23 protein-coding genes and 1 pseudogene are annotated in these 24,438 nt (G+C 71.8%); 15 read left to right on the top strand and 9 right to left on the bottom strand.

Features of this window, described 5'->3' with window-relative positions; translation table 11 throughout:
- Nucleotides 1–310: 310 nt before the first annotated feature.
- The 3 genes from ACFFRH_RS16200 to ACFFRH_RS16190 all read left to right on the top strand — a co-directional run bounded on the left by ACFFRH_RS16200 (nucleotide 311) and on the right by ACFFRH_RS16190 (nucleotide 2,880).
- Nucleotides 311–1,411, top strand: a complete 1,101-nt coding sequence (locus tag ACFFRH_RS16200) for a GTP-binding protein (protein WP_344749890.1) — start codon at nucleotides 311–313, stop codon at nucleotides 1,409–1,411.
- 98 nt (nucleotides 1,412–1,509) lie between these two features.
- Entirely contained in the window at nucleotides 1,510–1,851 is a 342-nt protein-coding gene (locus ACFFRH_RS16195; RefSeq protein WP_344749889.1) for a hypothetical protein, read from the top strand.
- Nucleotides 1,852–1,854: 3 nt separating this feature from the next.
- On the top strand, nucleotides 1,855–2,880 hold the full coding sequence (locus ACFFRH_RS16190; protein WP_344749888.1) for a GNAT family N-acetyltransferase: 1,026 nt from the start codon (nucleotides 1,855–1,857) through the stop codon (nucleotides 2,878–2,880).
- Between the two features lie 15 nt (nucleotides 2,881–2,895).
- Here ACFFRH_RS16190 and ACFFRH_RS16185 read toward each other — a convergent pair whose 3' ends face one another.
- Complete coding sequence (locus ACFFRH_RS16185; RefSeq protein WP_386157275.1) at nucleotides 2,896–3,042, bottom strand: hypothetical protein; 147 nt, start codon at nucleotides 3,040–3,042, stop codon at nucleotides 2,896–2,898.
- A gap of 246 nt (nucleotides 3,043–3,288) precedes the next feature.
- Here ACFFRH_RS16185 and ACFFRH_RS16180 point away from each other — a divergent pair.
- From ACFFRH_RS16180 to ACFFRH_RS16145, 8 genes and pseudogenes are all read left to right on the top strand, one after another.
- Nucleotides 3,289–3,832: pseudogene (locus ACFFRH_RS16180) on the top strand (helix-turn-helix domain-containing protein).
- Entirely contained in the window at nucleotides 3,742–4,251 is a 510-nt protein-coding gene (locus tag ACFFRH_RS16175) for a transposase (RefSeq protein ID WP_344749885.1), read from the top strand. Before ACFFRH_RS16180 ends, ACFFRH_RS16175 begins: the two are co-directional and overlap by 91 nt.
- On the top strand, nucleotides 4,241–5,098 hold the full coding sequence (locus ACFFRH_RS16170) for an IS3 family transposase (RefSeq protein WP_344749903.1): 858 nt from the start codon (nucleotides 4,241–4,243) through the stop codon (nucleotides 5,096–5,098). Before ACFFRH_RS16175 ends, ACFFRH_RS16170 begins: the two co-directional genes overlap by 11 nt.
- A gap of 372 nt (nucleotides 5,099–5,470) precedes the next feature.
- Nucleotides 5,471–7,039, top strand: coding sequence for an ABC transporter substrate-binding protein (locus ACFFRH_RS16165; protein WP_386157271.1), 1,569 nt, complete (start codon nucleotides 5,471–5,473; stop codon nucleotides 7,037–7,039).
- Complete coding sequence (locus ACFFRH_RS16160) at nucleotides 7,036–8,220, top strand: hypothetical protein (RefSeq protein WP_344749883.1); 1,185 nt, start codon at nucleotides 7,036–7,038, stop codon at nucleotides 8,218–8,220. The genes ACFFRH_RS16165 and ACFFRH_RS16160 overlap by 4 nt, the downstream gene beginning before the upstream one ends.
- A 1-nt stretch (nucleotide 8,221) precedes the next feature.
- Nucleotides 8,222–9,154: an ABC transporter permease gene (locus ACFFRH_RS16155; protein WP_386157268.1), complete on the top strand. Its 933-nt coding sequence runs from the start codon at nucleotides 8,222–8,224 to the stop codon at nucleotides 9,152–9,154.
- On the top strand, nucleotides 9,151–9,957 hold the full coding sequence (locus ACFFRH_RS16150) for an ABC transporter permease (protein ID WP_344749881.1): 807 nt from the start codon (nucleotides 9,151–9,153) through the stop codon (nucleotides 9,955–9,957). Before ACFFRH_RS16155 ends, ACFFRH_RS16150 begins: the two co-directional genes overlap by 4 nt.
- Nucleotides 9,954–11,540, top strand: coding sequence for an ATP-binding cassette domain-containing protein (locus ACFFRH_RS16145; RefSeq protein WP_386157264.1), 1,587 nt, complete (start codon nucleotides 9,954–9,956; stop codon nucleotides 11,538–11,540). Before ACFFRH_RS16150 ends, ACFFRH_RS16145 begins: the two co-directional genes overlap by 4 nt.
- Nucleotides 11,541–11,552: 12 nt before the next feature.
- Here ACFFRH_RS16145 and ACFFRH_RS16140 read toward each other — a convergent pair whose 3' ends face one another.
- Complete coding sequence (locus ACFFRH_RS16140) at nucleotides 11,553–12,395, bottom strand: alpha/beta hydrolase (protein WP_386157262.1); 843 nt, start codon at nucleotides 12,393–12,395, stop codon at nucleotides 11,553–11,555.
- Complete coding sequence (locus ACFFRH_RS16135; RefSeq protein ID WP_386157260.1) at nucleotides 12,379–13,182, bottom strand: alpha/beta fold hydrolase; 804 nt, start codon at nucleotides 13,180–13,182, stop codon at nucleotides 12,379–12,381. The genes ACFFRH_RS16140 and ACFFRH_RS16135 overlap by 17 nt, the downstream gene beginning before the upstream one ends.
- A gap of 211 nt (nucleotides 13,183–13,393) precedes the next feature.
- On the opposite strand from ACFFRH_RS16135, the gene ACFFRH_RS16130 reads away from it, so the two are divergent.
- The 4 genes from ACFFRH_RS16130 to ACFFRH_RS16115 are packed head-to-tail and all read left to right on the top strand — an operon-like array spanning nucleotide 13,394 to nucleotide 17,815.
- Nucleotides 13,394–14,581 (top strand): CaiB/BaiF CoA transferase family protein, encoded by a 1,188-nt coding sequence (locus ACFFRH_RS16130; protein WP_344749877.1) that lies wholly within the window; start codon nucleotides 13,394–13,396, stop codon nucleotides 14,579–14,581.
- Entirely contained in the window at nucleotides 14,578–15,585 is a 1,008-nt protein-coding gene (locus tag ACFFRH_RS16125; RefSeq protein WP_344749876.1) for an NADPH:quinone oxidoreductase family protein, read from the top strand. The genes ACFFRH_RS16130 and ACFFRH_RS16125 overlap by 4 nt, the downstream gene beginning before the upstream one ends.
- Nucleotides 15,582–16,973, top strand: coding sequence for an MFS transporter (locus ACFFRH_RS16120; protein ID WP_344749875.1), 1,392 nt, complete (start codon nucleotides 15,582–15,584; stop codon nucleotides 16,971–16,973). The genes ACFFRH_RS16125 and ACFFRH_RS16120 overlap by 4 nt, the downstream gene beginning before the upstream one ends.
- Nucleotides 16,974–16,993: 20 nt before the next feature.
- Entirely contained in the window at nucleotides 16,994–17,815 is an 822-nt protein-coding gene (locus tag ACFFRH_RS16115) for an IclR family transcriptional regulator (protein WP_344749874.1), read from the top strand.
- On the opposite strand, the gene ACFFRH_RS16110 is transcribed toward ACFFRH_RS16115, so the two are convergent.
- Genes ACFFRH_RS16110 through ACFFRH_RS16085 form a run of 6 tightly spaced genes read right to left on the bottom strand, consistent with a single transcriptional unit; the run spans nucleotide 17,787 to nucleotide 24,354 of the window.
- A complete protein-coding gene (locus ACFFRH_RS16110) occupies nucleotides 17,787–18,806 on the bottom strand; it encodes an amidohydrolase family protein (RefSeq protein WP_344749873.1) in 1,020 nt (339 codons plus the stop codon). The two genes, ACFFRH_RS16115 and ACFFRH_RS16110, sit on opposite strands and share 29 nt — an antisense overlap.
- Entirely contained in the window at nucleotides 18,803–20,344 is a 1,542-nt protein-coding gene (locus ACFFRH_RS16105; protein ID WP_344749872.1) for a class I adenylate-forming enzyme family protein, read from the bottom strand. The genes ACFFRH_RS16110 and ACFFRH_RS16105 overlap by 4 nt, the downstream gene beginning before the upstream one ends.
- Nucleotides 20,341–20,862 carry a 3-hydroxyanthranilate 3,4-dioxygenase gene (locus ACFFRH_RS16100; RefSeq protein ID WP_344749871.1) on the bottom strand — a complete coding sequence of 174 codons (522 nt, stop codon included), beginning with the start codon at nucleotides 20,860–20,862 and terminating at the stop codon, nucleotides 20,341–20,343. The genes ACFFRH_RS16105 and ACFFRH_RS16100 overlap by 4 nt, the downstream gene beginning before the upstream one ends.
- A 21-nt stretch (nucleotides 20,863–20,883) precedes the next feature.
- The gene (locus ACFFRH_RS16095) at nucleotides 20,884–22,461 is read right to left on the bottom strand and encodes an amidohydrolase (protein WP_344749870.1); all 1,578 of its coding nucleotides are present in this window, start codon (nucleotides 22,459–22,461) and stop codon (nucleotides 20,884–20,886) included.
- Nucleotides 22,458–22,874, bottom strand: coding sequence for a RidA family protein (locus ACFFRH_RS16090; protein WP_344749869.1), 417 nt, complete (start codon nucleotides 22,872–22,874; stop codon nucleotides 22,458–22,460). Before ACFFRH_RS16090 ends, ACFFRH_RS16095 begins: the two co-directional genes overlap by 4 nt.
- A gap of 49 nt (nucleotides 22,875–22,923) precedes the next feature.
- Nucleotides 22,924–24,354: an aldehyde dehydrogenase gene (locus tag ACFFRH_RS16085; RefSeq protein ID WP_344749868.1), complete on the bottom strand. Its 1,431-nt coding sequence runs from the start codon at nucleotides 24,352–24,354 to the stop codon at nucleotides 22,924–22,926.
- Nucleotides 24,355–24,438 lie beyond the last annotated feature (84 nt).

Here is a 24,438-nt window from a genome sequence, read left to right as displayed (position 1 = left end):
TTCCTGGTTCACTGATGCCGAGCAGCGCGAAACAAATGCGCCGATAAGGCGCCTGTGGCCATCCTGTGATGGAGCCTAGCACCCGCATTGATGGCCATCAATGCGCATCTCAAATAGTGGGAATTGTTAATCAATGATTTTCTAGAGCAACCTCTTGACCTTCCCGAATGTGCCTTGTTAGCTTGCGTTCGGTAGAAGGTGGCGAGCCTCGATGGCCACATGAAATCCATTGCCGAGAAACCACGCTCACGTCGAATCGTGCCGTGATATCCCAACGGACCATCGTTACCAGAAGTGAGGCGAACGTCGGTTGATCACCTTCATGACCTTGAGCGGTTTCCTCGGCGCGGGTAAGACCACCACGTTGGTCGCGGTCGCCAAACATCTCCAGGAGATGGGGCGCAGGGTGGCGGTCATCACCAACGACCAAGGGACCGAGCTCGTGGACACCCAGCTCGCCCGCTCCGCCATCGCCGAGGCCGGTGAGGTGACCGGCGGTTGTTTCTGCTGCCGTTTCGAAGACCTGCTGACCGTGGCGCAGCGCCTGGTCGACGAGCACGGGGTCGACACACTGCTCGCCGAGGCGGTCGGCAGCTGCACCGATCTGCAGGCGACCGTCATCCGTCCGCTGAGCGCTCACTATGGTGAGCGGTTCGCTCCCGCGCCTCTCGTCGTGGTCGTGGAACCGGAAAGGCTTCAGGCGCTCCGCACCGCGCTGCCGCTGGACGATACAGATTCGGACATGTCTTATTTGTTCGGCAAGCAGCTACAAGAAGCCGATGTAATCGCCCTCAACAAAATCGACACTCTCGACGCTGACCGGGTCGCCGCCATCCTGGCGGAATTGAGCGAGCGATACCCGACGGCCACCGTGCTCGGCTACTCGGCCAGATCCGGCGAGGGGATCGATCGGCTCGTATCCCATTGGCTGGGAGCGGAGACCGCCGAACGCGGGCTGGAAATCGACTACGACCGCTACGCCAATGCCGAGGCCGCGCTGGCGTGGCTGAACCTCAGCCTGACCGTGACGGCGGTGGACGGTTTCGGCCCCGACGCCTGGGCCCGCTCACTCCTCGACCACCTGTCGGCCACGACCGCGCGTCACGATTGGATGATCGGCCACGTGAAGGTCAGCCTGGAGTCCGCCGGCGTCCTGGCCAAGATGAGCCTCACCGCCACCGGCGCCGGACCGTCCGCGGACGCGGTGGCGGGGACGTCGTTCACCGAGGCGGAGGTTCGGATCAACGCCCGGGTCGCCTGCGAACCGGCCGAACTCGACGCCGCCGTCGCCGAGGCGGTGAAGGAGGTGGCCGTGGCGACCGGGACCTCCGCCGTGCAGAGCGCGGGCGTCCCCTCGTTCAAGCCGGGCTACCCGCGCCCCACCTACCGGATCCCGGTCACCGCGAGCTGAGCCCTCTGGGCCCGTCACCGATGCCATCGTCGGGGGCCGGAGCGTTCGCGTCCGGCCCCCGACGATGGACGGTCGACGGCCCCCACCATTTGAAGCTCTTGGCGGAGGTCGTTTTCGTCCGGGGCGAGCGACGCGGGACCGCGGGGTTCCACCGGATCGACGAGACGTGCGTGCGCTGCTTCCCCACCGCCGCGGACGTCGTGATGGGCAACCCGGCCCCGCCGCCCCGGCATGCGACCAAGGAGGCCGCCGTGGCCCATGAAGAGATCGTCGACCGCCATTCCAGGCTGGCCAGGACCGCGATGGCCGGCGAAGCCGCCGATCGGGGATGCCTCGGAGCCGCCGGTTACGACGACACCGCGACGCTCCCCGAGGGCGCGGTGCAGGCAAGCCTCGGCTGCGGCAACCCCGTCGCGGTCGCCGACCTGCGCGAGGGGTAGAGCGTGCTCGACCTCGGCTCCGGCGGAGGAATCGACGTGCTCCTGTCGGCGCGCCGCGTCGGACCGCGCGGCCGGGCGTACGACCTGGACGCCGGCACCGACATGCTGGAACTCGCCCGCCGCAACGCCGAGGAGGCGGGCGTGACCAACGTCGAGTTCCTGCACGGCACCATCGAGCACGTGCCGCTGCCCGCGCGCTCGGTGGACGTCGTCATCTCCAACCGCGTCATCAACCTGTCCGACGACAAGGCCGCCACGCTGGCCGAGGCGTTCCGGGTTCTGCGACCAGGCGGCAGGTTCGGCGTCAGCGACATCGTCACCGACGACGGCGACACCGGCACGGCCGAGGAACTGCGACGCCGGGCGGCGACCGAGCGGCGCATCGGCTGCACCGCCGCATCACTGACCATCCCTCGGTACCGCGACCTGCTGCTGGAGGCCGGCTTCGTGGGCGTCGGTGTCACCCTGACCGCCGACCACGGCGACGGCGTCCACTCGGCCGTCGTCAAGGCCCGCAAGCCGCGGATCGGCCCCGGCCTGGAGTTCCGCCCGATGCGCGACACCGATGCCGAGCAGGTCCTGGAGGTGTACCAGTTGGGGCTGGACAGCGGACAGGCGAGTTTCGAGACCACCGCGCCGAGCTGGGAGCGGTTCAGCGCCGGCAAGCTCCACAATCTCCGCTATGTCGTCTCCGACACGGCGACCGGCCAGGTCGTCGCCTGGGTGGCCGCCTCACGGGTGTCCACCCGCCCCGTCTACGCGGGAGTGATCGAGCACAGCGTCTACGTCCATCCCGGCTACCGCGCCTGCGGCATCGGCCGCGCCCTGCTGACCGCCTTCATCGAAGCGGGCGAGGACTCCGGGATCTGGACCGTCCAGTCGGGGATCTTCCCCGAGAACACCGCCAGCCTGGCCCTGCACGAGGCGGTCGGGTTCCGTGTCCTCGGCACTCGCGAACGCGTCGGGCGGCATCACGGCGTCTGGCGCGACGTCCTCATGATCGAACGACGCAGCACCACCGTCGGGTGACCGCAGGGGGTGTGCTCAGCCGGTGACGGCCTGCGCCTCGGGCGCCGGCTCACCCAGCGGGCTGAACAGCGCGCCGAGCCGAGCCACCGTCTCCGGGACGATCCAGTAGTAGATCCACGTGCCACGCCGCTCGCCGTCGACGAGCCCGGCCGTGCGCAACACCTTGAGATGGTGGGCCCGGTCGGACGCGGCTTTCGATCTAATCCCGGATCTCGCGCACCGCCTCCACGGCTCGGGTTGCATCTGACCCACGAACCCGGCCGGAGAACAGTGATCGCCCGAGCTGAGCTCGGGCCGCTGACATCGGTCAACCTAGACCAGCCTTGGACTACTGACGAAGAAGTCTGGGCGTCACGAGTTGTCCAGGACGCTTATCCATGCTGTTTGACCAGGTGACAGCCTGGAGATATGAGGTACTCGGACAGAAGCGGAGGACTGGCCGGCACGGAGCGCGAACGGCGTGAGACGCTGCGACTTCAAGCGGCCGACATGTTCTGCGGAGGAATCCCTCCACCACGGGTGGCCCACCTGCTGGGCGTGACGCGTAAATCCGCCTGTGAGTGGCATCGAGCCTGGCTCAAGGGCGGCAAGGCCGCGCTGTTCTCCAAGGGCGCCGCCGGAACCGGCTGCAAGCTCACCGATGAGCGACTGGCACGGCTGGAGGCGCTCTTGGACGAAGGCGCGGTCGCGTACGGGTGCGACGATCAGCGCTGGACGAGCGCGCGGATCGCCGCTTTGATCGCCGAAAGATTCCACGTCCGCTACCCCCCGCGGGGTGGCCTACCTGATGGAGCGGCTGGGGTGGTCCTTCCAGGTGCCGGCGCACCGGGCGGCCCGGCGCGACGATGAACAGATCGCCAGTTGGAGGCGGCGGGTGTTGCCCGCTTTAGAAACACCTGGGCGGCCTGGGGCTCCTGGCTCGTCTTCGCCGACGAGTCCGGCCAGAACCTGAAGCCGCCCAAGGGCAGGACCTGGGCCCGCAAGGGCAGGACCCCGGCGTTGCCGGTGGCCTACCGCGGCCATGGGCGGGTCTCGATCGCCGCACTGATCCGCGTCAAACCCGGGATGTGGACGCGGCTGATCTACCGCGCCCGCACCTACCACCACCGCAAGAACGAGCCGAAGGGCTTCACGGTGGCCGACCTCCAGACGCTGCTCCAGGCCGCGCACACCCAGCTGGACGGCCCGATCTCGCTGGTATGGGACAGCCTGCCCGAGCACGTCAGCGCCCAGATGCGCGCGTGGATCGCCGCCCGGCAGGACTGGTTGCCGGTCTACCGGCTCCCGGCCTACGCCCCGGAGCTGAACCCGGCCGAGGGCGTGTGGTCCAACCTGCGCACCAAGCTGTTCAACTTCCTCGCTGGTCCGTGAACTCGCCGACGACGATGTCCCTATCGCGGTGGCCTGCCGAGTGCTGAAGGTATCGCGCTCCGGATACCACGATTGGCTCGGCCGGCCGACCTCCGCCAGGGAGCAAACGAATACCGAACTGGCGAAAAACATCCGCGAGATTCACGCCGAGTCCCGCGGTAGCTACGGCGCGCCGCGCGTGCACACCGAACTGACGCTCGGCCTGGGCCTGGCGGTGAACCGCAAACGCGTCGATCGGCTCATGCGCCAAGCTGGACTGCCGGGCGCCTACCGGCGGCGAGGCCGCCGCAACCTGGTCAACGTCGCGACCGAGGACGACCTCGTCGGCCGGGCGTTCACCGTCGAAGCCCCCGACCGGCTCTGGCCGACCGATATCACCGAACATCCCACAGAGGAGGGGAAACTGTATTGCGCGGCGGTCATGGACGCCTATTCACGCCGGATCATCGGCTGGTCGATGGAGGAACGCCAGACGACAGAACTGGTCGTCAACGCGCTTTCCATGGCCGTCACCCGCCGTACTCCGGACAGTGGATCGACCATTCTGCATTCCGATCACGACTGCCATGGTGGATTCGCCAAGGTCTGCGCCGAGCTCGGCGTGCGCCAGTCCATGGGCGCGGTCGGCACCAGCGCCGACAACGCCGCCGCGGAGGCGTTCAACGCGACCCTCAAACGCGAGACCCTCCGGGGCGCCAAGCGCTGGTCCTCGCCGCGTGAGGCCCGCCTGGCGGTCTTCAAATGGATCACCCGTTACAACACCCGCAGAAGGCATTCCACCCTCGACTACCTCAGCCCGATCGGCTACGAGCAGCAGGCCACCGATAAAGTGCTGCTCGCCGCATGACAGCCGGTGTCCACACTTCGGGGTGAACCCCCCATCCCAGCTCACCCTGCCCGGCCGACGAGGAACCCGGTCGAGACGGCCCATTGGGATTTGGTTGGTGTCGGCCCTCGGACACAAGTTCTTGATTTCCGGATGATTCCGGGCACGGCCAGTGATCACCCGAGATCAGCTTCAGCTGATCTCGGGTGATTTTGCTTACGGCGTCCTTCTTCCTGTTCTGTGGTGGACCTACCTGCCTCGCGGTTCACGACCGACGTTGCTTCGCAGGGGGCTCAACACCCGGATTTCGCTGAGCGGAAACCTGTTGCCGCTTTCCACACAGTGAGAACGTGAACCCCGGGATTTCGAGTGCGGGCTCCCAGACTGGTGCCCGTGCTTCGATTGACCTCTGTACTCGCGTGCTGCGCCGTACTGCTCGCCGCCTGCGCGACCGCGGACGCCGAACGGCCCGCCAAGGACTCCCTCACCGTGGGGCTCGCCGCGCCGGTGAGCTGCCTCGACCCGCACCAGACCCCTCAGACCTCCAACCTCCAGGTGTCGCGCCAGCTCGTGGACTCGCTCACCGACCAGGACCCGCGCACCGGAGAGATCGTGCCGTGGCTCGCGACGTCATGGAAGGTCGACAAGCAGGCCAAGCGGTTCACCTTCACCTTGCGTGACGGCGCCACGTTCAGCGACGGCGCTCCGCTGGACGCCGCCGCGGTCGTCGCCAACCTCGACGACGTCTCCAAGCTCGGCGCGCGGTCCCCGCTCGGCTCGGGCTACCTCGCCGGGTACGAGGGAGCCTCCGCGCCCGACGCGAAGACCGTCGAGGTGCGGTTCCGCACCTCGAGCGCGCAGTTCCTCCAGGCCACCTCGACGGCGACGCTCGGTATGCTCTCCCCGGTCACGCTCGGTAAGACCCCTGAGCAGCGCTGCGCGGGCGCGCTCGCCGGTTCCGGACCGTTCGTGCTCGGCCAGGTCGCGCTCAACGAAGAGGTACGGCTCTTCTCACGCACCGGATACGCCTGGGCGAGCCGACTGGCCGCCCACCGGGGCGCCCCGCGCGTACGCGCGCTGACCTTCGCCATCGTCACCGACCCGAGCGCCAGGCACGGCAGCCTGTTCTCCGGGCAGCTCGACGCCGACCTGCAGGTGCTCCAGCAGGACCAGCGGTCCTTCGGCGGCCATGGCCCCCGGCTGCTGTCCGCCACCCGGCCCGGCATCGTGTTCACGCTGCTGCCCAACGAGTCACGGCCCGCGCTGGGCGATCCCGCCGTGCGGCGGACGATCAGCGCCGCCCTCGATCGGTCGCGGTTCGCGCCGCTGCTCGCGGCGGGCGAACGACCGGCGACCGACGTGCTCGCCAGCACAACGCCCGGCCATGCCGACCGCTCCGCCGACCTGGCGTTCGCGCCTGACGAGGCGGCCCGGCTGGCCGACGCGGCGGGCTGGCGGCGCGGCCCGGACGGTGTTCGTGCCAAGGGGTCGCAAAGACTGTCTTTCGACCTGGTCTACTCGGCCAACGAACCCTACGGCTCGGTGTACCAGCTCATGGCCCAGCAGCTCGCCGAGGCCGGGATCGAGCTGCGACCGACGCCGCTCGACGACGCCACCAACAGCGCGCGGCAGGGCTCGGGCGACTACGACTTCGTCTCCTGGGCGGTGACCAGGGGAGACCCCTCGGTCCTCGCCAGCGTGTACCCGGTGGAGAGCGCGAACCCACTGCGGCGCACTCGGCCGGACAAGGTGGACAGCACGATCGGCCGGATCGCCACGGTGCTCGATCCCGCCGAGCGCGGCGACGCCGTGGAGGCCGCGGCGAAGGCGATCCTTTCCGGCGGCCACGGCATCCCGCTCTTCGAGCAGGCGTCGTCGGTGGGGCTCGCGGAGCGGGTGACAGGGGTCCGTCTCGACGCGTCGGGACGGCCGATCTTCCAGGACGCGGAGGTAGGCGCATGACATGGAACGACTTCGCCGGAGGCCGTGCGGTGGATCCCGCGACCTTCGTCGCCGCCGCGAGCACGCTGCTGGAGTCGGCGGTCGCCGCCGCGGGCGGCGGCGAGGCCACCAGGGCCGACTTCATCGCCGGACTCCAGGCCGGCCTGAGCACGTCCGGCCCCTATGGGACGCTGCGGCTGGACGCCGGGCTCGCCGACCAGGACGTGAGGGGCGAGCTGCGGGAGAACGCCATCGCGGTGTCCGAGGTGGTCCTGGACCTGGTGAGAACCGTGCCCGGCACGGGAGCGCCCGGCCCGTCGGACATTCACAGCAGTTGCGTGGGGTATGCCTGGATTCCACCGGTGGTCGAACGGCTCATCGCCGGTCCCGGTCTGCACGCCGCGCGCAACCTCTACAACGAGTGGCTGTGGCAGCTCGTGCTGCTGCGTGACGCCCTCATCCCGTTCACCGACCCGTCGCGGGTGCGGGTGCTCGCCGACGCCGACGGTCTGACCAGGCTCCAGGACGCTCGCGACTGGTTCGCCGTCCAGGTGATGACCCGGCGGATCGCCCACGCGGCGATCGTGCGGTTCGCCGCCGAGGCCGTGACGGGCGGGCACGCCGAGGGGGCCTACGGGTTCCAGCACGGGGGCACGGTGGTCCTGCCTCCGGTGGCCCTAGACGGCGACCTGCTCGGCCCGGCGTACCTGCTCGGCCTGCGCGAGGGGACGCTGGTCGCCGAGGACACCGCGTACTTCGTCCAGAGGCGGGAGGACGGGGAGTCCTCGGGTGCGCTGTCCGCCCCGGCACGTGCGATCGGCGACATCGAGGTGGTCGGTCTGACCGACCGGCTGGTGCCCGGCCCGCCGGGTCCCGATGCGACCCGCACACTCAGCCTGGTGGTGGGCTTCGACGGCCACGAGTGGACGGCCGACCTCGGGCGCGCGCTGCGCGGCCACCGCTACGCCGCCCGGCCGGCCGCCTCGGAAGACACACCGGCCACGGCGATCGACGCCTGGTCGGGGTGCGCGGTGCTGCGGCAGGACGGGGAGGTGGCGGTGCCCGAGGGCGGCGTCATCCCGACCGGAGGGCAGCGCGCGCTGACCCTCGCGCTGCTCGGCAGGCTCCGGCCGGGCAATGTGGTGCTCTACAGCGGCCAGGAGGTCGGCGGGCAGCGGATCCTCCTGGACATCCGGAGCTGACATGACCCGGTTCGTGGCGCGGCGCCTCACGCAGGCGGCGGCCGTGGTGCTGGCGGCCTACACGCTCACCTTCGCGGCCTTCAACGTCCTCCCGGCCGATCCCGTGCGGATCATGATGGGGCCGGAGAACGGGGGGGACGAGGCTCGGGTGGCCGCGTTGCGGGCCGAATACGGTCTGGACCGCCCGGCGGTCGAGCGCTATCTCGACGGGTTGCTCGGCGCCCTGCGCGGCGATCTCGGCACGTCGTTCCAGACCGGGCGGGATGTCGGCACGACGATCGCCGAGGCGGCGCCGCGTACCTTGGCGCTGGCGGGCGGCGCGCTGCTGGTGGCGCTCCCGCTCGGTTTCCTGATCGCCTGGTCGGCCGCGCACACCCGGCACCTGTGGCTGCGTCGCCTGCTCGGCGCGCTGCCCGGCCTGTCGTTGTCCGTCCCGACCTTCTGGCTCGGCCTGGTGCTGTTGCAGGCGTTCTCGTTCGGCCTGCCACTGTTCCCCGCCCGAGGCGAGGACGGGATCGCCGGTCTGGTGTTGCCCGCCGTGACGCTGGCGGTGCCGTCGTCGGCTTTCGTGGCGCAGGTGCTCCTCGAACGGCTGACCGTCGAGATGCGGCAGCCCTACGTTGACACCGCGCGAGCCAAGGGCGCGTCGCGGGCGCGGGCGGTGACGGCGCACGCGCTTCGCAACGCCGCCATGCCCGCGCTGACAATGATCGCGCTGCTGGTCGGCTGGCTGGTGTCCGGGGCGGTCGTGGTGGAGACGGTCTTCGCGCGCAACGGGCTCGGCCGGTTGATCGAGTCCGCGGTCACGACCAGGGACCTGCCCATGTTGCAGGGCCTGGTCGTGGTGGCCACGGCGGTCGTCACGCTGCTGACGCTCGCGGTGGATGTGGCGCATCCGCTGGTGGACCCTCGGCTGCGGGAGCGTGCCGCATGACGTTCGCGCGGCGGCTCGGCGTCGTACCGTCGGCGCTCGTGCTGCTGGCGGCCGTGGCCGCCGCGTTCGCGCCCGCCCTGTTCTCCCCCGCCGACCCGCTGCGCGGCGATCTCACGCGACGATTGCTCCCGCCGGGGGACGGGCATTTGTTCGGCACGGACGAGCTGGGCAGGGACGTGTTGTCCAGAGTCGTGCACGGATCGGCCCCCTCACTGCAGGCCGCCGTCATCGCGGTGGGCATCGCCGTCATCGCCGGCTCGGCGATCGGGTTGGTGGCGGGAACCGCACGGGGGCGGCTGGACGACCTGGTCATGCGCGTGGTGGAGGTGCTGCTCGCCGTGCCGTCGTTCCTGCTGGTCCTCGTGGTCGTGGCCGTGCTCGGGCCGGGGACGCGCGAGGTGGCCGTCGCGGTCGGCGTGTCGGCCGCGGCGGTGTTCTCCCGGATCATGCGCGCCGAGGTCATCAGGGTCCGCGGGTCCGGGTACGTCGAGGCCGCCGCGGTGTGCGGGACAGGGCGTCCCACCGTGCTGCTGACCCACATCCTGCCCAATGCCGCGGGACCGCTCACCGCGCTGGCGACGCTCGAACTGGGCAACGCCGTCCTCACCGTCGCCGCCGTGAGCTTCCTCGGCTTCGGTGCCCCGCCGCCGGCGCCCGAGTGGGGCTCGCTCATCGCTGCGGGGCGCCCGTTCCTCGCCTCGGCGTGGTGGCTGACGACCGTGCCCGGTCTCGTCATCGTCACCGTGGTGCTCGCGGTCAACCACCTTGGACACGTGCTGCGCACGCGATCGGAGAAACGATGACACCCCTGCTGGCGGTACGCGACCTGACCATCCGCTACGGGCCGTCCGGGCGCGGCCGGGCGGCCGTGGACAACGTCGATCTGACAGTGGAGGCCGGGCAGATCGTGGCGGTGGTCGGCGAGTCTGGATCGGGCAAGTCCACGCTCGCGCACGCACTGGCCGGTCTGCTGCCGGACACGGCCAGGGTGACCGGCGGCGGGATCACCTTCGGCGGCGAGCGGGTGGACGGTCTGCGGGAGCGGGCATGGCGGCGGCTGCGCGGACGGCGGATCGCGTTCGTGCCCCAGGATCCGGGGACCGCGCTCAACCCGCTGATGACCGTGCGCGCCCAGCTCGCCGAGGCCCTGCGGCTGACCGGGACCCCTCGGCCCGGCGAGGCCACCCTTGAGGACGTTCTCGGCCGCGTGGGGGTCCCCGACCCGGCGGCGGTGCTCGACCGCCACCCGCACCAACTCTCCGGAGGCTTCCGGCAGCGGGTGCTGCTGGGCATGGCGCTCGCCGGACGGCCCGCGCTGCTGATCGCCGACGAGCCGACCTCCGCACTCGACACCACTGTGCAGAAGACCGTGCTCGATCTCATTCGGAAGGTCGTGGCCAGGGACGGCACCAGCATTCTCCTGATCACCCACGACCTCGGCGTCGCCGCGGAACGCGCGGACCGCGTGGTCGTCATGACCGAGGGCCGCGTCGTGGAGGAAGGCCCGGCCGAGCGGGTGATCGGCAGTCCGGAGGCCGCCTACACCCGGCTGTTGCTCGACTCGGTCCCCCGGCCGGCGACCGGGCCGTCACCGATCACGGGAGATCGGCTGCTCACGGTCCGCGATCTACGCAAGGTGTACCCGGGCGGCACGGTCGCGGTCGAGGGCGCCTCGTTCACGTTGGACCGCGCCGGCACGCTCGGGCTGGTCGGCGCGTCGGGGTCGGGCAAGTCCACCATCGCCCGCATGATCACCGGACTCGTCGAGCCGACGGGCGGAAGCGTACTGCTTGACGACGCGCCCGCCAGGGCCGGTCGCGTGCAGTTCGTCGCGCAGAACCCGTACGCGTCGCTCGACCCGCTGATGAGCGTGGGCCGGATCATCGCCGAACCGCTGCGGGCGCTGCGCACGGGCACATGGGCGGAGCGCAGGGAAAGGGTGCGACGGCTGCTGGAGGACGTCGCCCTGCCCCCCGAGGTGGCTCGGCGGCGGCCCTCGACGCTCTCCGGCGGGCAGCGCCAGCGCGTCGCCATCGCCCGCGCGCTGGCGCCGTCGCCCGACCTGATCGTGCTCGACGAGCCGGTGTCCGCCCTGGACGCGGTGACGCGGGCCCAGATCCTCGCGCTGCTGCGCCGGCTCCAGGACAGGCACGGGACGGCCTATCTGCTCATCTCGCACGACCTCTCCGTGGTGGCCGCCGCCGCGGGACGGCTCGCGGTGATACGGAACGGCAGGATCATCGAGTCCGGCCCGACCTCCGAGGTACTCGCCGCCCCCGAGGCGCCGTTCACCCGCGAGCTGCTGGCAGCCATCCCCGGTGGGCTGCCGGTGGGTCGCTCCCGGCGTGATCGTCCTGATCACACCGGTGGGCCGCCCCCGGCGTGATCAGGATGGTCGTCACCGTCGTACCGGGGCGTGGTGGACGATGTCCGCCACCTCGGCCGGGGCGCCCGCGAAGACGGCGTGCCCCGCGTCGAGGGTCACCTGGGCGAACGCGGTCGCGGGGGCCAGCTCGTCGGCGTGCCGGATCATCACGTCCTGGAGTGCGAGGGGCAGCGCGCGGTCGCGGGTGGTGCGGATGTAGGTCCGGGGCACGGTCCCCCAGCGCTCGGCCGTGGCCCCGGTCGGAGTGGTGAGGAACGCCATCGGCTGCTCGGGGGTGAGGGAGGCGGCCATGGCCTGGAAGCCGGGGCGGTCGAGGTCGCTGAAGTAGGCCGCGTGCAGCTCGTCCTGGTAGGCGGGATCGGTACTGCGCGGGTCGATCCGCACCGCGCCGACTGCCGTGGGGTCACCCAGGTAGAGCCCGCCGCCGAGCGCGGTCCGCGCCTCCGGCAGGGCCAGGTACGCGCCCGCCGGCCCCAGCGAGGTGGGGACGAACGCGGTGACGTACACCAGCCCGGCCACCAGTTCGGGGGCCAGTTCGGCGACCCGGGTGGCCACCGTCCCGCCCATGCTGTGCGCGGCGACGATCGGCGGGGCGGCGAACCGACGCAACCCTGCCACCACGTCCGCCGCCACGTCGTCGAGGCTCAGGCCCGCGAGCGGGGACACCTCCGTGCGCAGCGCGGCAACGTCCCTGGTGAGGTAGCTCGCGGGGAAGCGGGCCCGGGTGCCGTGGCCCACCAGGTCGAGCGCCAGGACGCGGTGGCCCCTCGCGGTCAGCGCCCCGGCGAGGGCCACGAGGTGCCCGGCCCCGTGCCAGGCCCCGTGGATCAGCACCACGTCACTCGTGTCCGTCACGCGACTCGACCTCCTGCCACATCTCCGTCAGCAGCCGCGCCAGCTCTGCGGGGCGTTCTTCCGGAACGTAGTGTCCGCACTCTTCCACCCAGCGCGCCGACACGTCCGCCACGGCCTCCTGGACGGTGTCCAGCCAGCCGAGCCCGACGCCGTGGCGCGCGCCCACGACCAGCGTGGGGACCCGTAGTCGCCCGGTGGCGCACAGTTCCCGGTTGTCGGCGATGTCGATCGGCAGCGCCCGGTAGTAGCCCATGGTGGCACGCACCGCTCCGGGGGCGGCCAGTGCGCGCGCGTAGACGTCCACGGCCGCGTCGTCGATCGCCTCCGTCACGTACAGGCCCACCGCGTCGCGGCGGAACATGAACTCCAGATAGCCGCGCTCGCGACCGGCGAGCAGGAACTCCGGCAGGTCGGGCACCATGTTGAAGCCGAAGTGCCAGGACCCGCCGGTCAGCGGGTTCGCCGCCGCGAGGCTCTCGCCGAGCCCGGGGACGCCCGCCTCGACGAACGTCAGGCTGCGTACCGCCTCCGGGTACAGCGCGGCGAGCGGGTAGGCGACCTGGCCGCCGACGTCATGGCCGACGAGGTGGTAGCGGGTCAGCCCGAGGGCGGCCATGAGCCGGGCCAGGGTGCTCGCCACCGTGCGTTTGTCGTACCCGCCGTCCGGTCGTGAACTGGCCCCGAAGCCGGGCAGGTCGGGGGCGACGACGGTGTACCGGTCGGCGAGCAGCGGCACCACCTCGCGCCACGCGTGGGCGGTCTGCGGCCACCCGTGAAGGAGGAGCACCGCTGGTCCCCGCCCCGCGACCACGCAGTTGATCACGTGGCCCGGAAGCCGAAGGCGTGTCGGAGATAACCCTCTTGCCATGGCGCCCATGGTGCCGGACCGAGGCCCGCCCGGCAGGGGCGCGTTTCCACCCAGCGGGAACGTGACGTTGGGTGCTGGAGCCGCGCGTTCCTACGATCGCACCGCCGGGTAACCGCTGCTGGGAGGGTACATGATCGACTCGATGAGGGTGCTGAGTTTCTCGCACTTCGTTCAGGGGCCCGCGGCCTCGCAGTACCTGGCCGACCTCGGCGCCGATGTCGTCAAGGTCGAGCCGCCCGGCGGGGCGTGGGAGCGCAGGGTCGGCAGCGCCGGAATCCGGGTCGCCGGGCGCAGCGTGACCTTCCTGTCGGTCAACCGGAACAAGCGCTCGATCGCCGTCGACCTCAAGCACCCGGGCGCCCACACCGTGCTCCGCCCGCTCATCGAACGGGCCGACGTGCTGCTGGAGAACTATCGGGGCGGCGCTCTGGACAGGCTCGGCCTCGGGTACGAGGCGGTGCGCGCGATCAAGCCGGACATCATTTACGCCTCGGCCACCGGCTGGGGCTCTCGCGGCCCGATGGCCGGACGGCCGGGGGTGGATCTGCTCGTGCAGGCGCGCACCGGACTGGTGAACGTCACCGGCGACCAGCCCACCGCGGCCGGCACGCCCGTCGTGGACCAGCACGGCGCGGCACTGCTCGCGATGGGAGTGCTCGCCGCCTACGCGCGAAGGCTCGCCACCGGCGAGGGCACGCGGGTCGAGTCGAGCCTGCTCGGCGCGGGGCTCGACCTTCAGGCGGAGTCGCTCGCGCTGTACTACTCCGGCCGCAGGACCGAGAAGGACGTCCGCCGCCCCACGGAGCTGGCGTGCTGGTCGATCGACGCCCCCTACGGCGTGTACCGGCTGCTGGACGCGTCGATGGTGATCGCGCTGAACGGGTCGGAGGACGATCTCGGCGACACGCTCGGCTCCCCCGAGCTGGCCGGCTACGACCAGGAGGCCAGGCGGGCCAAGCGGGAGGAGTACACCACGGCGGTGGCGGGGGTGCTCGCCGGGATGACCTACGCGCAGGTGGCCTCCCGGCTGGAGCCGCGCGGGTTCTGGTTCGAGCGGGTGGCCACCTACGACGACGTGCGTGAGGACCCCCAGGTGACCGCGGAGGGACTGCTCGCCGAGTTCCCGGTGGGCGAGGAGCGGGCGACCGTGCTGCGGCACCCGGTCCGCTACGACGGCGAGTTGCCCGGACTGCGCACGGCGCCCCCCGAACTCGGCGCGGACACCGTGGAGGTGCTGCGCGCGGCAGGGTTCTCTGAGGCCGAGGTGGACGGCTTCCTGTCCGCGGGCGTCGTGTCCGCCCCCGGGGGCGGCGAGTGAACGGGCGCGCGCTGATCTGCGCCCGGCTCGGTGCGCCCGAGGATCTTGAGCTGGCCGATGTGGCGACACCGAGCCCGGGACCGGGCGAGGTGGTGGTCGCGGTGAGCCACGTGGGGCTGAACTTCCACGACACGCTGATCATCGCGGGCACGCACGTGGTGAGGCCGGAGCCGCCGTTCTCTCCCGGCAGCGAGTACGCCGGGACGGTCGTGGCCGTCGGCGAGGGGGTCACGTCCGTGCGGCCTGGCGACCGCGTCGCGGGCAACGAGGAGTACGGATGCGCCCGCGACGCCGTACTGGTCCGGGCGGACCGGGTCACCGTGGTGCCCGGCCACGTCACCGACCGGCAGGCCGCGGCGATCCTGGTGGCCTACTCGACCGCCTACCACGCGCTCGTCCAGCGGGCCGGGCTGCGCGCGGGCGAGACGCTCGCCGTGCTCGGCGCCGCGGGCGGGGTCGGCTCCGCCGCCGTGGACGTGGGAAACCTGCTCGGCGCCCGGGTGATCGCGGGCGCCTCCACACCGGAGCGGGCGGAGTCGGCCCGCCGACACGGCGCGCACGAGACCTTCTCCTACGGCGACTCCGGCTCCTCCGGCGACGCCAAGGCCGCGATCAAGGAGCTGACCGGCGGAGCGGGCGCGGACGTGGTGTTCGATCCGGTGGGCGGCGCGGTGGCGGAGGCGGCGGTGCGCGCCGTCGCGTGGGACGGCCGGTACCTCGTGGTCGGGTTCGCCTCCGGCGGCATCCCGCGCGTCGGGCTGAACATCCCGCTGGTCAAGGGCTCCTCGGTGGTCGGGGTGTTCTGGGGCGAGTTCGTCCGGCGGGACCGGGCGGCCCAGGAGCGGAACCTGCGCCAGATCTTCGACTGGGCCGCGGCCGGTCGGCTGCGCCACCACGTGCACGACGTGCTCCCGCTCCAGGAGGGGCCGCGTGCCCTGCGCGAGCTGGCCGACGGCCGGGTACAAGGCAAGCTGCTGCTGCGGGCGGGCGATCCGCCGGGATGACAGGCGCCGTCCGGCCGGACCGCAGGGCGAGGATGGCGCTGGCGGCGCTGCTCGCGGGCACCCTGCTCGCTCCGCTCAACTCCTCGATGGTCGCGGTGGCGCTCGCGCCCATCCAACGCGATCTCGCCCAGCCGCTCGCCACGACGACGTGGGTCGTCACCGTCTTCTACCTGACCGCGTGTGTCTGCCAGCCGGTGCTCGGCCGGGTGGCGGACCGCGTCGGCCCGCGCAGGCTGTTCGTGGTCGGGATGGCGGTGGCGGCTGTCGCCTCCGCGGTGGCGGCCACGGCCACGTCGCTGCCACTGCTCGTGCTGTGCCGGTGCGTGCAGGCCGCCGGCGTGTCCGCCGCGTTCCCGTGCGCGATGGTCGTCATCAGGCGGCACGGTGACGCGACGCGGCTGTCCACCGTCGCGACGGTCAACACGACCGCGGGTGCGGTCGGCCCGGTACTCGGCGGGCTACTGACCTCCTGGGCCGGGTGGCAGGCCATCTTCTGGGTCAACCTGCCGGTCATGCTGGGGGCGCTGGTGCTCGCGTGGCGCGCGCTCGGCCCCGAGGAGCGGCGGCCCGCACGCGGGGGCCTGGTCCGCGCGATCGATCCGGCGGGGGTCGTCCTGTTCGCGGGGACGGCGATCGGCCTGCTGGATCTGATGCTCGCCCTCCCGAAGGTCTCGGTTCCCGGCCTGGCCGTCGTGATCGTCGCCGGGACCGCGTTCCTGTACTGGGAACGGCGTGCCGCCGAGCCGTTCGTGGACGTCCGCGCGCTCGGCGCGGCACCCGGGCTGGTGTCGGTGCTCGGCACGTTCGTGCTGTTCAACCTGGCCTATTACGGCGCGTTCTACGGGCTGCCGCCGTGGTTGCAGACCGCGCTCGGGTTCGACGCGGCGCACACCGGGCTGTTGATCATGCCGATCGCGGCCACCAGCGTCGTGGCGACCGTGCTCGGCGGTCCCGTCATGCGCCGGCTCGGCATCGGAAGGACCCTGCTGGCCGGCGGCGGGCTGCTGCTGGCCGGCGTCGCCGCGATCACCACGTTCGATGCGGCGACGCCCGCCTGGGTCATCGTGGTCGACGGCGTGGTGCTCGGCGTGCCGTACGGGTTGTGCAACCTCGGGTTGCAGCGGCTGATGTACGAGCGCGCGCCCGTCGGCATGTCCGGCGTGGTCGGCGGCCTGTTCCAGTCGGCCCGCTATGTCGGCGCGATCCTCGCGGTCGGGCTGGTCGGCGCGTCCGCCCCCGGCGACCCCGCCATGCCCACCGACCCGCGCGGGCTCGCGGTGGCGATGACCGCCGTCGCGGCGGCCGTGATCGCCATACTCGCCCGTGACCTGCGGCGATCTCGAAATGATGAGGTACTATCCATGCACCGGACGGCTGATCCGCGATGACTCGACCCACGATTGTCCCCATGAGCACACCCCGAGACGCCCACAAACCCGGCCGGACGGTGTCCAGCCGGGTTTTCGCCCTGCTCAACGCCTTCTCACCGGAGCGGCCCGCGCTCCGCCTCGTCGAGCTGACCGCCGTCACCGGGCTGCCGGTCTCGACGGTGCACCGCATCGCGGCCGAACTGGTCGAGCTGGGGGCGTTGAAGAAGGATCGCGACGGGGTCTACCGGATCGGTCTGCGCATGTGGGAGCTGGGGTCGCTGTGCCCGCAACCGCGCACGCTGCGGGACGTGTCGCTGCCGTTCATCCATGATCTCTACGAGACCACGGCGGAGAACGTCCACCTCGCGGTGCTCGACGGCGACGAGGTCCTCTACGTCGAACGCGTGTGGGGGCACCGTTCGGTCGACGTGGTCAGCCGCGTCGGCGGGCGCTCTCCGCTGCACGCCACGGGGGTCGGCAAGATACTGCTGGCCTACGCGTCGCGCGAGCTGCAGCAGGCCGTGCTGACAGCCGGGCTGAAGCGCTACACCCCGCACACGATCGTCATGCCCGGTCTGCTGATGCGGGTGCTCCAGGAGATCCGCGTGACCGGCATCGCCCGGTGCGCCGAGGAGCTGTCGCTGGGCACCGTGTCCGTGGCGACTCCCATCCACGGGCCCGACGGCCAGGTCGTGGCGGCGCTCTCCGTCGTCTCGCACACCGTCACCCGCACGCGGTCGCTGGCGGCGGTGGAGCCCGCGCTGCGGCTGGCGGCGAAGTCGATCTCCCGTGAGCTGGTCAAGGGCTACACGAGCGGGGCGCCCGGCACCGTCATTCCGATCCGGTCAGCAGCGCGGTAGCCGTCCCCGCCAGGACGGCCGCGGCGTTCCCCGGCGCGAGCCCCAGCGCCGCGACCGTACCGAGCGGGTCGGTGTCGGCGAGTTCGAACGGATAGTCCGTACCGACGAGCACGTGGTCCACCCCGAAGTCCTCGACGAGCCGTCGCAGCAGCGGGGTCGAGAAGGTGGCGGTGTCGTAGTAGAGGCGGCGCAGATAGTCGCTCGGCGGACGCGACGTGATCCGGGCGACCGGTTTGCGCGACCAGCCGAGATCCAGCCTGCCGAGCAGGGACGGCAGGCACCCGCCGCCGTGCGCCAGGCACAACGACAGGTCGTGCCTTTCCAGGACGCCACCGAGCACGAGCCGCGAGACGGCGAGCGCGGTCTCCATCGGAAAGCCCGCGAGCTGAGGTAGCCAGTAGTCGGCGAGCCGCGGGCCGCCGGGGGCGCTGTTGGGGTGAAGGAAGACGAACGCCCGGCGGTCCGCGAGGAGCTCCCACAGCGGCTCGTGCACGGGATCGTCCAGTTCCCTGCCCAGGCCGCGGGTGCCGATGGCGATGCCCGCGCACCCCAGCTCGTCCAGGCAGCGGCGGGCCTCGTCCGGCGCGGCCGGCGTGCCGAGCGGCACGTACCCGAGCGGGTCGAGCACCCCGCGGTGCCCGGTGAGAAGGTCGGCGAGCGCGTCGTTGCCGCGGCGGACCACGGCGAGGACGTCCCGCTCGTCGGCGACGTCGGCGCATGTAACGAACGGCGGCACCGACACGAGCTGGCGGGTGACGCCCATGCGGCGCATGTCCTCCAGCCGCTCGGCGACGTCGTACTGGGCGGGTGGCAGCGGGATCGGCGCGTCCTTCGGTATCCCGGACACCAACGGGTCGATCCTGACCACGCCTGCGGCGAGGTCGGACAGGTCGGCGAGGCCGCGGTCGGACAGCCAGGTCAGCAAGGACATCGGCAGCGCATGGGCGTGCACGTCGATCACCGGGGCGGACACCGGCGAAATGTCGCTCATCCGGCCACCTCGGCGAGCCGGGCGCGGTCGAGCCGTCCCATGACGTCGCGCAGCAGCCGCTCGACCGGGACGACCGCGTCGATCACGACGGGGGCGTCGCGCAGCGCGTCGCGCACGGCCTTCTCCATCGTGTCCCAGGACCCCGTGTCCCGCGACACTGTGTCCCGCGACGCCGTCTCCCGCTCCCTTGACACCGTCCCCCGCGACACCGCATCTCGCGATGCCGTGTCCGGCGACGCGACGCCCTCGACGAGAACGGCGACGCTCGCGGGGCCGGTCGGGACGACCGCCGCCAGATGCCCGACGTGTCGCGACACGGCGGCCTCCAGATCGTTCGGACACACGTAGATGTCTCCGATCCGCAGCACGTCCTGGACACGGTTGACGTGGTGAAGGCGGCCGTGGGCGTCGCGCCGGCAGACGTCACCGGTGCGTAGCCACCCGTTCTCGACCGGCGTGCCCGCTGGGAAGGCGTAGGCGCACGCGGTGGTCGGGCCCCGTACCCACAGCTCCCCCGCCTGCCCCGCCGGGAGGTCACGGCCGCCGGGACCGCACACGCGGATCTCGGTCCCGGGGAACGGCACGCCGAGCGAGGAGCGAAAGCGCGGGTCCAGGTGGTCGGCCGGGCAGGTCCACGCGATCGTCTTGGGCACCTCGACCTGGCCGAACACCCCGCACAGCACCTCGCCGAACAGCGCGTGCGCACGGTCGATCTCCTCGTCGGTGAACGAGGCCCCGCTGTAGACCACCAGTGCCAGGGACGACCAGTCGTGCCCGGCGGCACCGGGGTGGGCCAGCAGCGCGCGCAACGCGGGCGGCATCGCCATCAGCACGGTCGGACGGTGCCGGACGGCGGCCTCCAGCAGCGCGTCAGGGCCGGGACGTTCCGGGACGACGAACGTCCCGCCCAGCATCAGCGTCGGGAGCACCATGTTGCCGAAGCCTCCGGACACCGACTCCGGGCACAGCACGCGCGGCCGTTCCGGCCACGGAAGGGTGTCGCGCAGCACGGTCGCCACCGTGCCCAGCGCACCGCCGGACAGCTCGACGCCCTTGACAGGCCCGGTGGTGCCGGAGGTGAACGCCAGCCGTACCACCGCGCTCGCGGGCGCGCGTACGGCGGTGCCGGGCTCCCCCGCGGCCATCAGGTCGCGGTCGGTCAGCACGCGAACCCCCGGATGTGCCCGCGACCACGCGTCCAGATCCGGGTCGCCCGGCTCGGCGAGCACGGCGTCCGGCGCGACGAGGTCCAGCCGCTCGGCCAGTGCCGCGCCGCGCAGCGCCCCCGGCGACAGCGCGGCCGAACGGTGGCCCGCCACATAGCAGGCGGCGTTCACCAGCCACTGCAGCGGGTCGTTGGGCCGGATCTGCAGCACCGTGTCGCCCGGCCGCAGGCCGGCTCCGGCCAGCGCGTCCGCCACGCCCAGCACCAGCCGCTCCGCCTCACGGTAGGTCACCTCGGCGCTTCCGTGCCGGAACGCGACGTGGTCGGGTCGCGCGCGCAGCGCGTCGAGCACCAGCCCGCCGATCGCCGTCACAGCCGCTCGTCCGGCATGACCGTGCCGCAGGATTTGCAGGTCCTCGCCGCGACGTCGCCGTAGAACCGCTGGTATGCGCCTGCCACCGGATCGGTGCGGTAGTCGCTCACGTGGACGGCCTCCTCGTGGAGGAACTCATCGCAGGCGGGACAGAACCAGCGGAAGCGGTCCAGCTCGCCCGGCCGCCGCAGCCGTTCGATGACCAGTACGAACGCGTCCGGCGCGAACCGGGGCGAGTGGGCGATGCCGGTCGGCGTGAAAATGGTCCCGCCCTCGGGGATCACCGCGATGTCCGAGCCGCCCTCCGGCTTGCGGTAGTGCAGGTCCATTGAGCCCCGCACCATGAACATCACCTCGTCGCTCGGGTTGAGGTGGAACTCGCTGCGGTATTCGCGGCCACGGGCGAGGAAGGCGAGCGACTCACTCTCCTGCCACAGCACCTTGACCCGTTTGCCGCTCTCCCGCAGCTCGTCGGCCGCCTTCCGCAGCTCGACGATGGGCATCTGGCTGGGATGCATGGTTACCTCCTGGTGTGCTGCTCAGCCGAGCAGGCCGGTGTCGTACACGATCTGGCCGCCGACGACGGTCATCAGCACCTCGGTCGCGCGGAGTTCGTCGTCGGGCGCGGTGAGCGGGTCGGCGCCGAGCACGGCCAGGTCGGCGAGCGCGCCCACGGTGAGCCGGCCCTTCACCTCCTGCTCACCGGTGTGCGCGGCGCCGGACGTGGTGTAGAGACGCAGGGCCTCCGCCCGGGTGACCGCCTGCGCACCCCCCACGACGTCACCCGCCGCGTCGCGCCTGGTCGTCATGGCGTAGATGTTCTGGAACGGGTCGAGGGCGTTGATCGGATAGTCGGTGCCGGCCGCGACCCCGTCGAGCCCGAGGCCGTCCACGAGGTCGCGCAGCGGCACGGCGGCCTCGGTGCGGGCGTCGCCGAGGTGACCGGCGATGGCCGCCCGGTTGCGCCACAGGAACGGGGTCTGCGCGGCCACCTGGACGCCCAGCGCGCGGGCGCGGGCGATCTGGTCACGCTGGATCAGACTGGCGTGGATGAGCACGTCCGGCAGGAGGCCCCGGTGCCGGGTGGCCTCGTAGACGTCGAGCGCGACGTCGATCGCGGCGTCACCCACCACGTGCGTGCCGACCGGCCAGCCCGCGCGGTGCGCCGCGCCGACCAGCTCGGCCAGCCGGCCCCGGTCGGCGAACAGCTCGCCGTGATAACCGGGCCGGGTGAGGTACGGCTCGCGCGTGGCCGCCGTACCGAGTGTCATACCGCCGTCCACCTGGAGCTTTATACCCCGGGTGAGGTAGTGCCGACCGACGGGCGCGGGCGGACCCGAGGCCAGCGCCGTCTCCCAGTCCGCGAGCGGGACCGACGGATTGAGCTCGCCGGTCGGCGTGATCATCGCGGCCACACGGAGCGTGGATCGTCCGTCCACGGCCAGCTCGAGCACCGCCGAGACGTCCTCCGGCCGCAGCGCGCCCGCCACGACGGAGGTGATGCCGCGCCGGTTGAGCGCCCGCATGGCGGCGGTGAGCTGGGCGGCCCGCTCCTCGCGGGTCCAGTCGGGGACCACCCGCGCGACGGTGTGCATGGCGCCCTCGACCAGCCTGCCGTCGTGCCCGCCGGGGTCGATGCCGGAGCGTTCCAGCGCGGCGGTGCTGGCCGTCGCGGCGTGGCCCTCCGGCAGGTACACCGGGCGCCCGCCCGCCGCACGGTCCAGCTCAGACCGATCAGGTCCGCGGCCCTCGACGAGTTGGAGCGCGGGGTTCCACGGCTGTCCCTGCACCCACGCGCCGGGCTCGCGGGTGGCGGCCAGCGCGGAGATCCGGTCCAGCGCGGCGTCGAGCGTGCGGACGCCCGCGAACGACACGGTGTGCCCGTCCATGCCCGCGTTCTCGAAGTGGCAGTGCGAGTCGACCAGACCTGGGATCACGGTCCGGCCCGCCAGGTGTACCACCCTGGTGGACGGGCCGGCCAGGCGTGCGATCTCGGTGGCCGGCCCGGTCGCGGACACCCGGCCACCGGTGACCGCGACCGCCTCGGCGACCGTGCCGTGCGTGTCCAGCGTGCGCACCCTGCCACCGAGCAGGATCAGGTCGGTCACCGAGGTCATGGCCGGTTCACGGCGGCGATGCACTCGACCTCGACCTGCACGCCGGTGCGGTGCGGGGTCGCGATGACCGTGGTCCGTGCGGGGAAGTGCGGATTGCCCTCGAAGAACTCGCGGTAGACGGCGTTGAACACCGGGAAGTTCGCCACGTCGCGCACGAAACAGGTGCACTTGAGGATGGTCTCCCGGCTGCCGCCCGCCGCCTCGACGACCGCGACCAGGTTGGTGAGCGTCTGCTTGGCCTGCTCGGCGAAGTCGTCGGAGACGATGGTGCGGGTCTCCGGGTCCAGCGGCCCGGTGCCCGAGCAGTAGATGGTGTCGCCGTGCACGATCGCCTGGGACAGCGGCGCGGCCGTCCCCGTGGAAAAGCCCACGGTGGGGGCGTTGCGGGTGCTGACGGGTCGGATATCGGTCATGATCTGCTCCTTGCGAGTCGGACGTGTGGTCGCGGTGCGGCGACCCCCGTCACGAGATCTCCATGATGACGGCCTTGGGTTCTGTGAAGAACTCCCGACTGTACGTCCCGCCCTCGCGGCCGACGCCGGAGCTCTTCGCGCCGCCGAAGGGGGCGCGAAGGTCCCTGACGAAGAAGCAGTTCACCCAGACGGTACCGACCCGCAGCGCGCGTGCGACGCGGTGGGCACGGGAGAGGTCCTGGGTGAACAGCATCGCGTTCAGGCCGTACGGCGTGTCGTTGGCCGCCGCCACCGCTTCCGCCTCGTCGTCGAACGGGAGCACGACCACGACCGGCCCGAAGATCTCCTCCTGGGTGACCCGGTCGCGCTGCCCCACGTCGACCACCACGGTCGGCCGTACGGTCCACCCCTCGCCCACGCCGCCCGTGTGCAGCCGCCCGCCTGCCGCGGTCGCGATGTCGAGGTATCCGGTCACCTTCGTGAAGTGCTCGCGCGAGGACAGCGGGCCGATCTGCGTCGCCCGGTCCTTCGGGTCGCCGATCACGAGCGCCTCGGCCGCGGCGGTGAACCTGGCCAGGAACTCGTCGTACACCGCGCGCTGTACGTACAGCCGGCTCCCTGCCAGGCACACCTGCCCGCTGTTGCTGTAGATCGCCTGGATGGACCAGCTGACCGCCTGGTCGAGATCCGCGTCGGCGAAGACGATGTTCGCCCCCTTTCCGCCCATTTCCAGGCTCACCGGGGTGAGGTTGGCCGCCGCGGCCCTGGAGATCAGCCGGCCGGTGGCCGACTCGCCGGTGAAGGTGATCCGGTCGACCAGCGGCGACTCGGTCAGCGCCTGGCCCACCGAGTTCGGTCCGAACCCGTGGACGACGTTGAACACGCCGGGCGGCAGGCCCGCCTCGATCGCCAGCCGGGCCAGGATGGTGGCCGAGGCGGGCGACTGCTCGGCGGGCTTGAGCACGACCGTGTTGCCCCATGCGAGCGCGGGCGCGACCTTCCAGCTCGCCATCATGAGCGGAAAGTTCCATGGCGCGATGGCGGCCGCGACACCCACCGGGTCGTACTGGGTGTAGGCGTGGTGCCCGGTCGGCATGGGAAAGGTCTCGGCGGGGGTGAGCCGCGCGTGGTCGGCGAAGAACCGGAAGTTCCGCGCCGCGCGGGGGACGTCGTGGCCCGCGGTCTGGGTGATCGGCTTGCCCATGTCCGTGGTGTCGGCCGACGCCAGCTCGTCGACGTGCTTCTCCAGCAGGTCGGCGAGGCGGTGCAGGATCGCGCCGCGATCGGCGAAGCTCATCCGCGGCCACGGGCCCTCGTCGAAGGCCGACCGCGCGGCGCGTACGGCGCGCCCGGCGTCGTCGGCCGAGCCGAGCGCCACCGTGGCCCACGACTCCCGCGTCCACGGGTCCACGGACTCGAACGTCGTCCCATCGGCCGAGGCGACCTCCTCACCCGCGATGACGTGCCCGAACGATTCCACTGCCGGTCCTCCTCTTTCTCGTTGTGTCGTAAACTCTCGGCGTGCGACCGGCGCACGCTCAACAGGTGCTTTCCATTCGGTGGG

This window comes from Streptosporangium vulgare (assembly GCF_042428775.1).
GTDB classification, from domain to species: domain Bacteria; phylum Actinomycetota; class Actinomycetes; order Streptosporangiales; family Streptosporangiaceae; genus Streptosporangium; species Streptosporangium vulgare.
Note: the sequence above shows the minus strand (reverse complement) of the source record. Positions and strands in the feature narration are given on the sequence as shown.

Coding starts and splice junctions, on each gene's coding strand:
- ACFFRH_RS16130 (WP_344749877.1), top strand. CDS start 13,394: ATGATCGACTCGATGAGGGTGCTGAGTTTCTCGCACTTCGTTCAGGGG.
- ACFFRH_RS16145 (WP_386157264.1), top strand. CDS start 9,954: ATGACACCCCTGCTGGCGGTACGCGACCTGACCATCCGCTACGGGCCG.
- ACFFRH_RS16155 (WP_386157268.1), top strand. CDS start 8,222: ATGACCCGGTTCGTGGCGCGGCGCCTCACGCAGGCGGCGGCCGTGGTG.
- ACFFRH_RS16100 (WP_344749871.1), bottom strand. CDS start 20,862: ATGCATCCCAGCCAGATGCCCATCGTCGAGCTGCGGAAGGCGGCCGAC.
- ACFFRH_RS16090 (WP_344749869.1), bottom strand. CDS start 22,874: ATGACCGATATCCGACCCGTCAGCACCCGCAACGCCCCCACCGTGGGC.
- ACFFRH_RS16110 (WP_344749873.1), bottom strand. CDS start 18,806: ATGAGCGACATTTCGCCGGTGTCCGCCCCGGTGATCGACGTGCACGCC.
- ACFFRH_RS16160 (WP_344749883.1), top strand. CDS start 7,036: ATGACATGGAACGACTTCGCCGGAGGCCGTGCGGTGGATCCCGCGACC.
- ACFFRH_RS16150 (WP_344749881.1), top strand. CDS start 9,151: ATGACGTTCGCGCGGCGGCTCGGCGTCGTACCGTCGGCGCTCGTGCTG.
- ACFFRH_RS16115 (WP_344749874.1), top strand. CDS start 16,994: ATGAGCACACCCCGAGACGCCCACAAACCCGGCCGGACGGTGTCCAGC.
- ACFFRH_RS16095 (WP_344749870.1), bottom strand. CDS start 22,461: ATGACCTCGGTGACCGACCTGATCCTGCTCGGTGGCAGGGTGCGCACG.
- ACFFRH_RS16120 (WP_344749875.1), top strand. CDS start 15,582: ATGACAGGCGCCGTCCGGCCGGACCGCAGGGCGAGGATGGCGCTGGCG.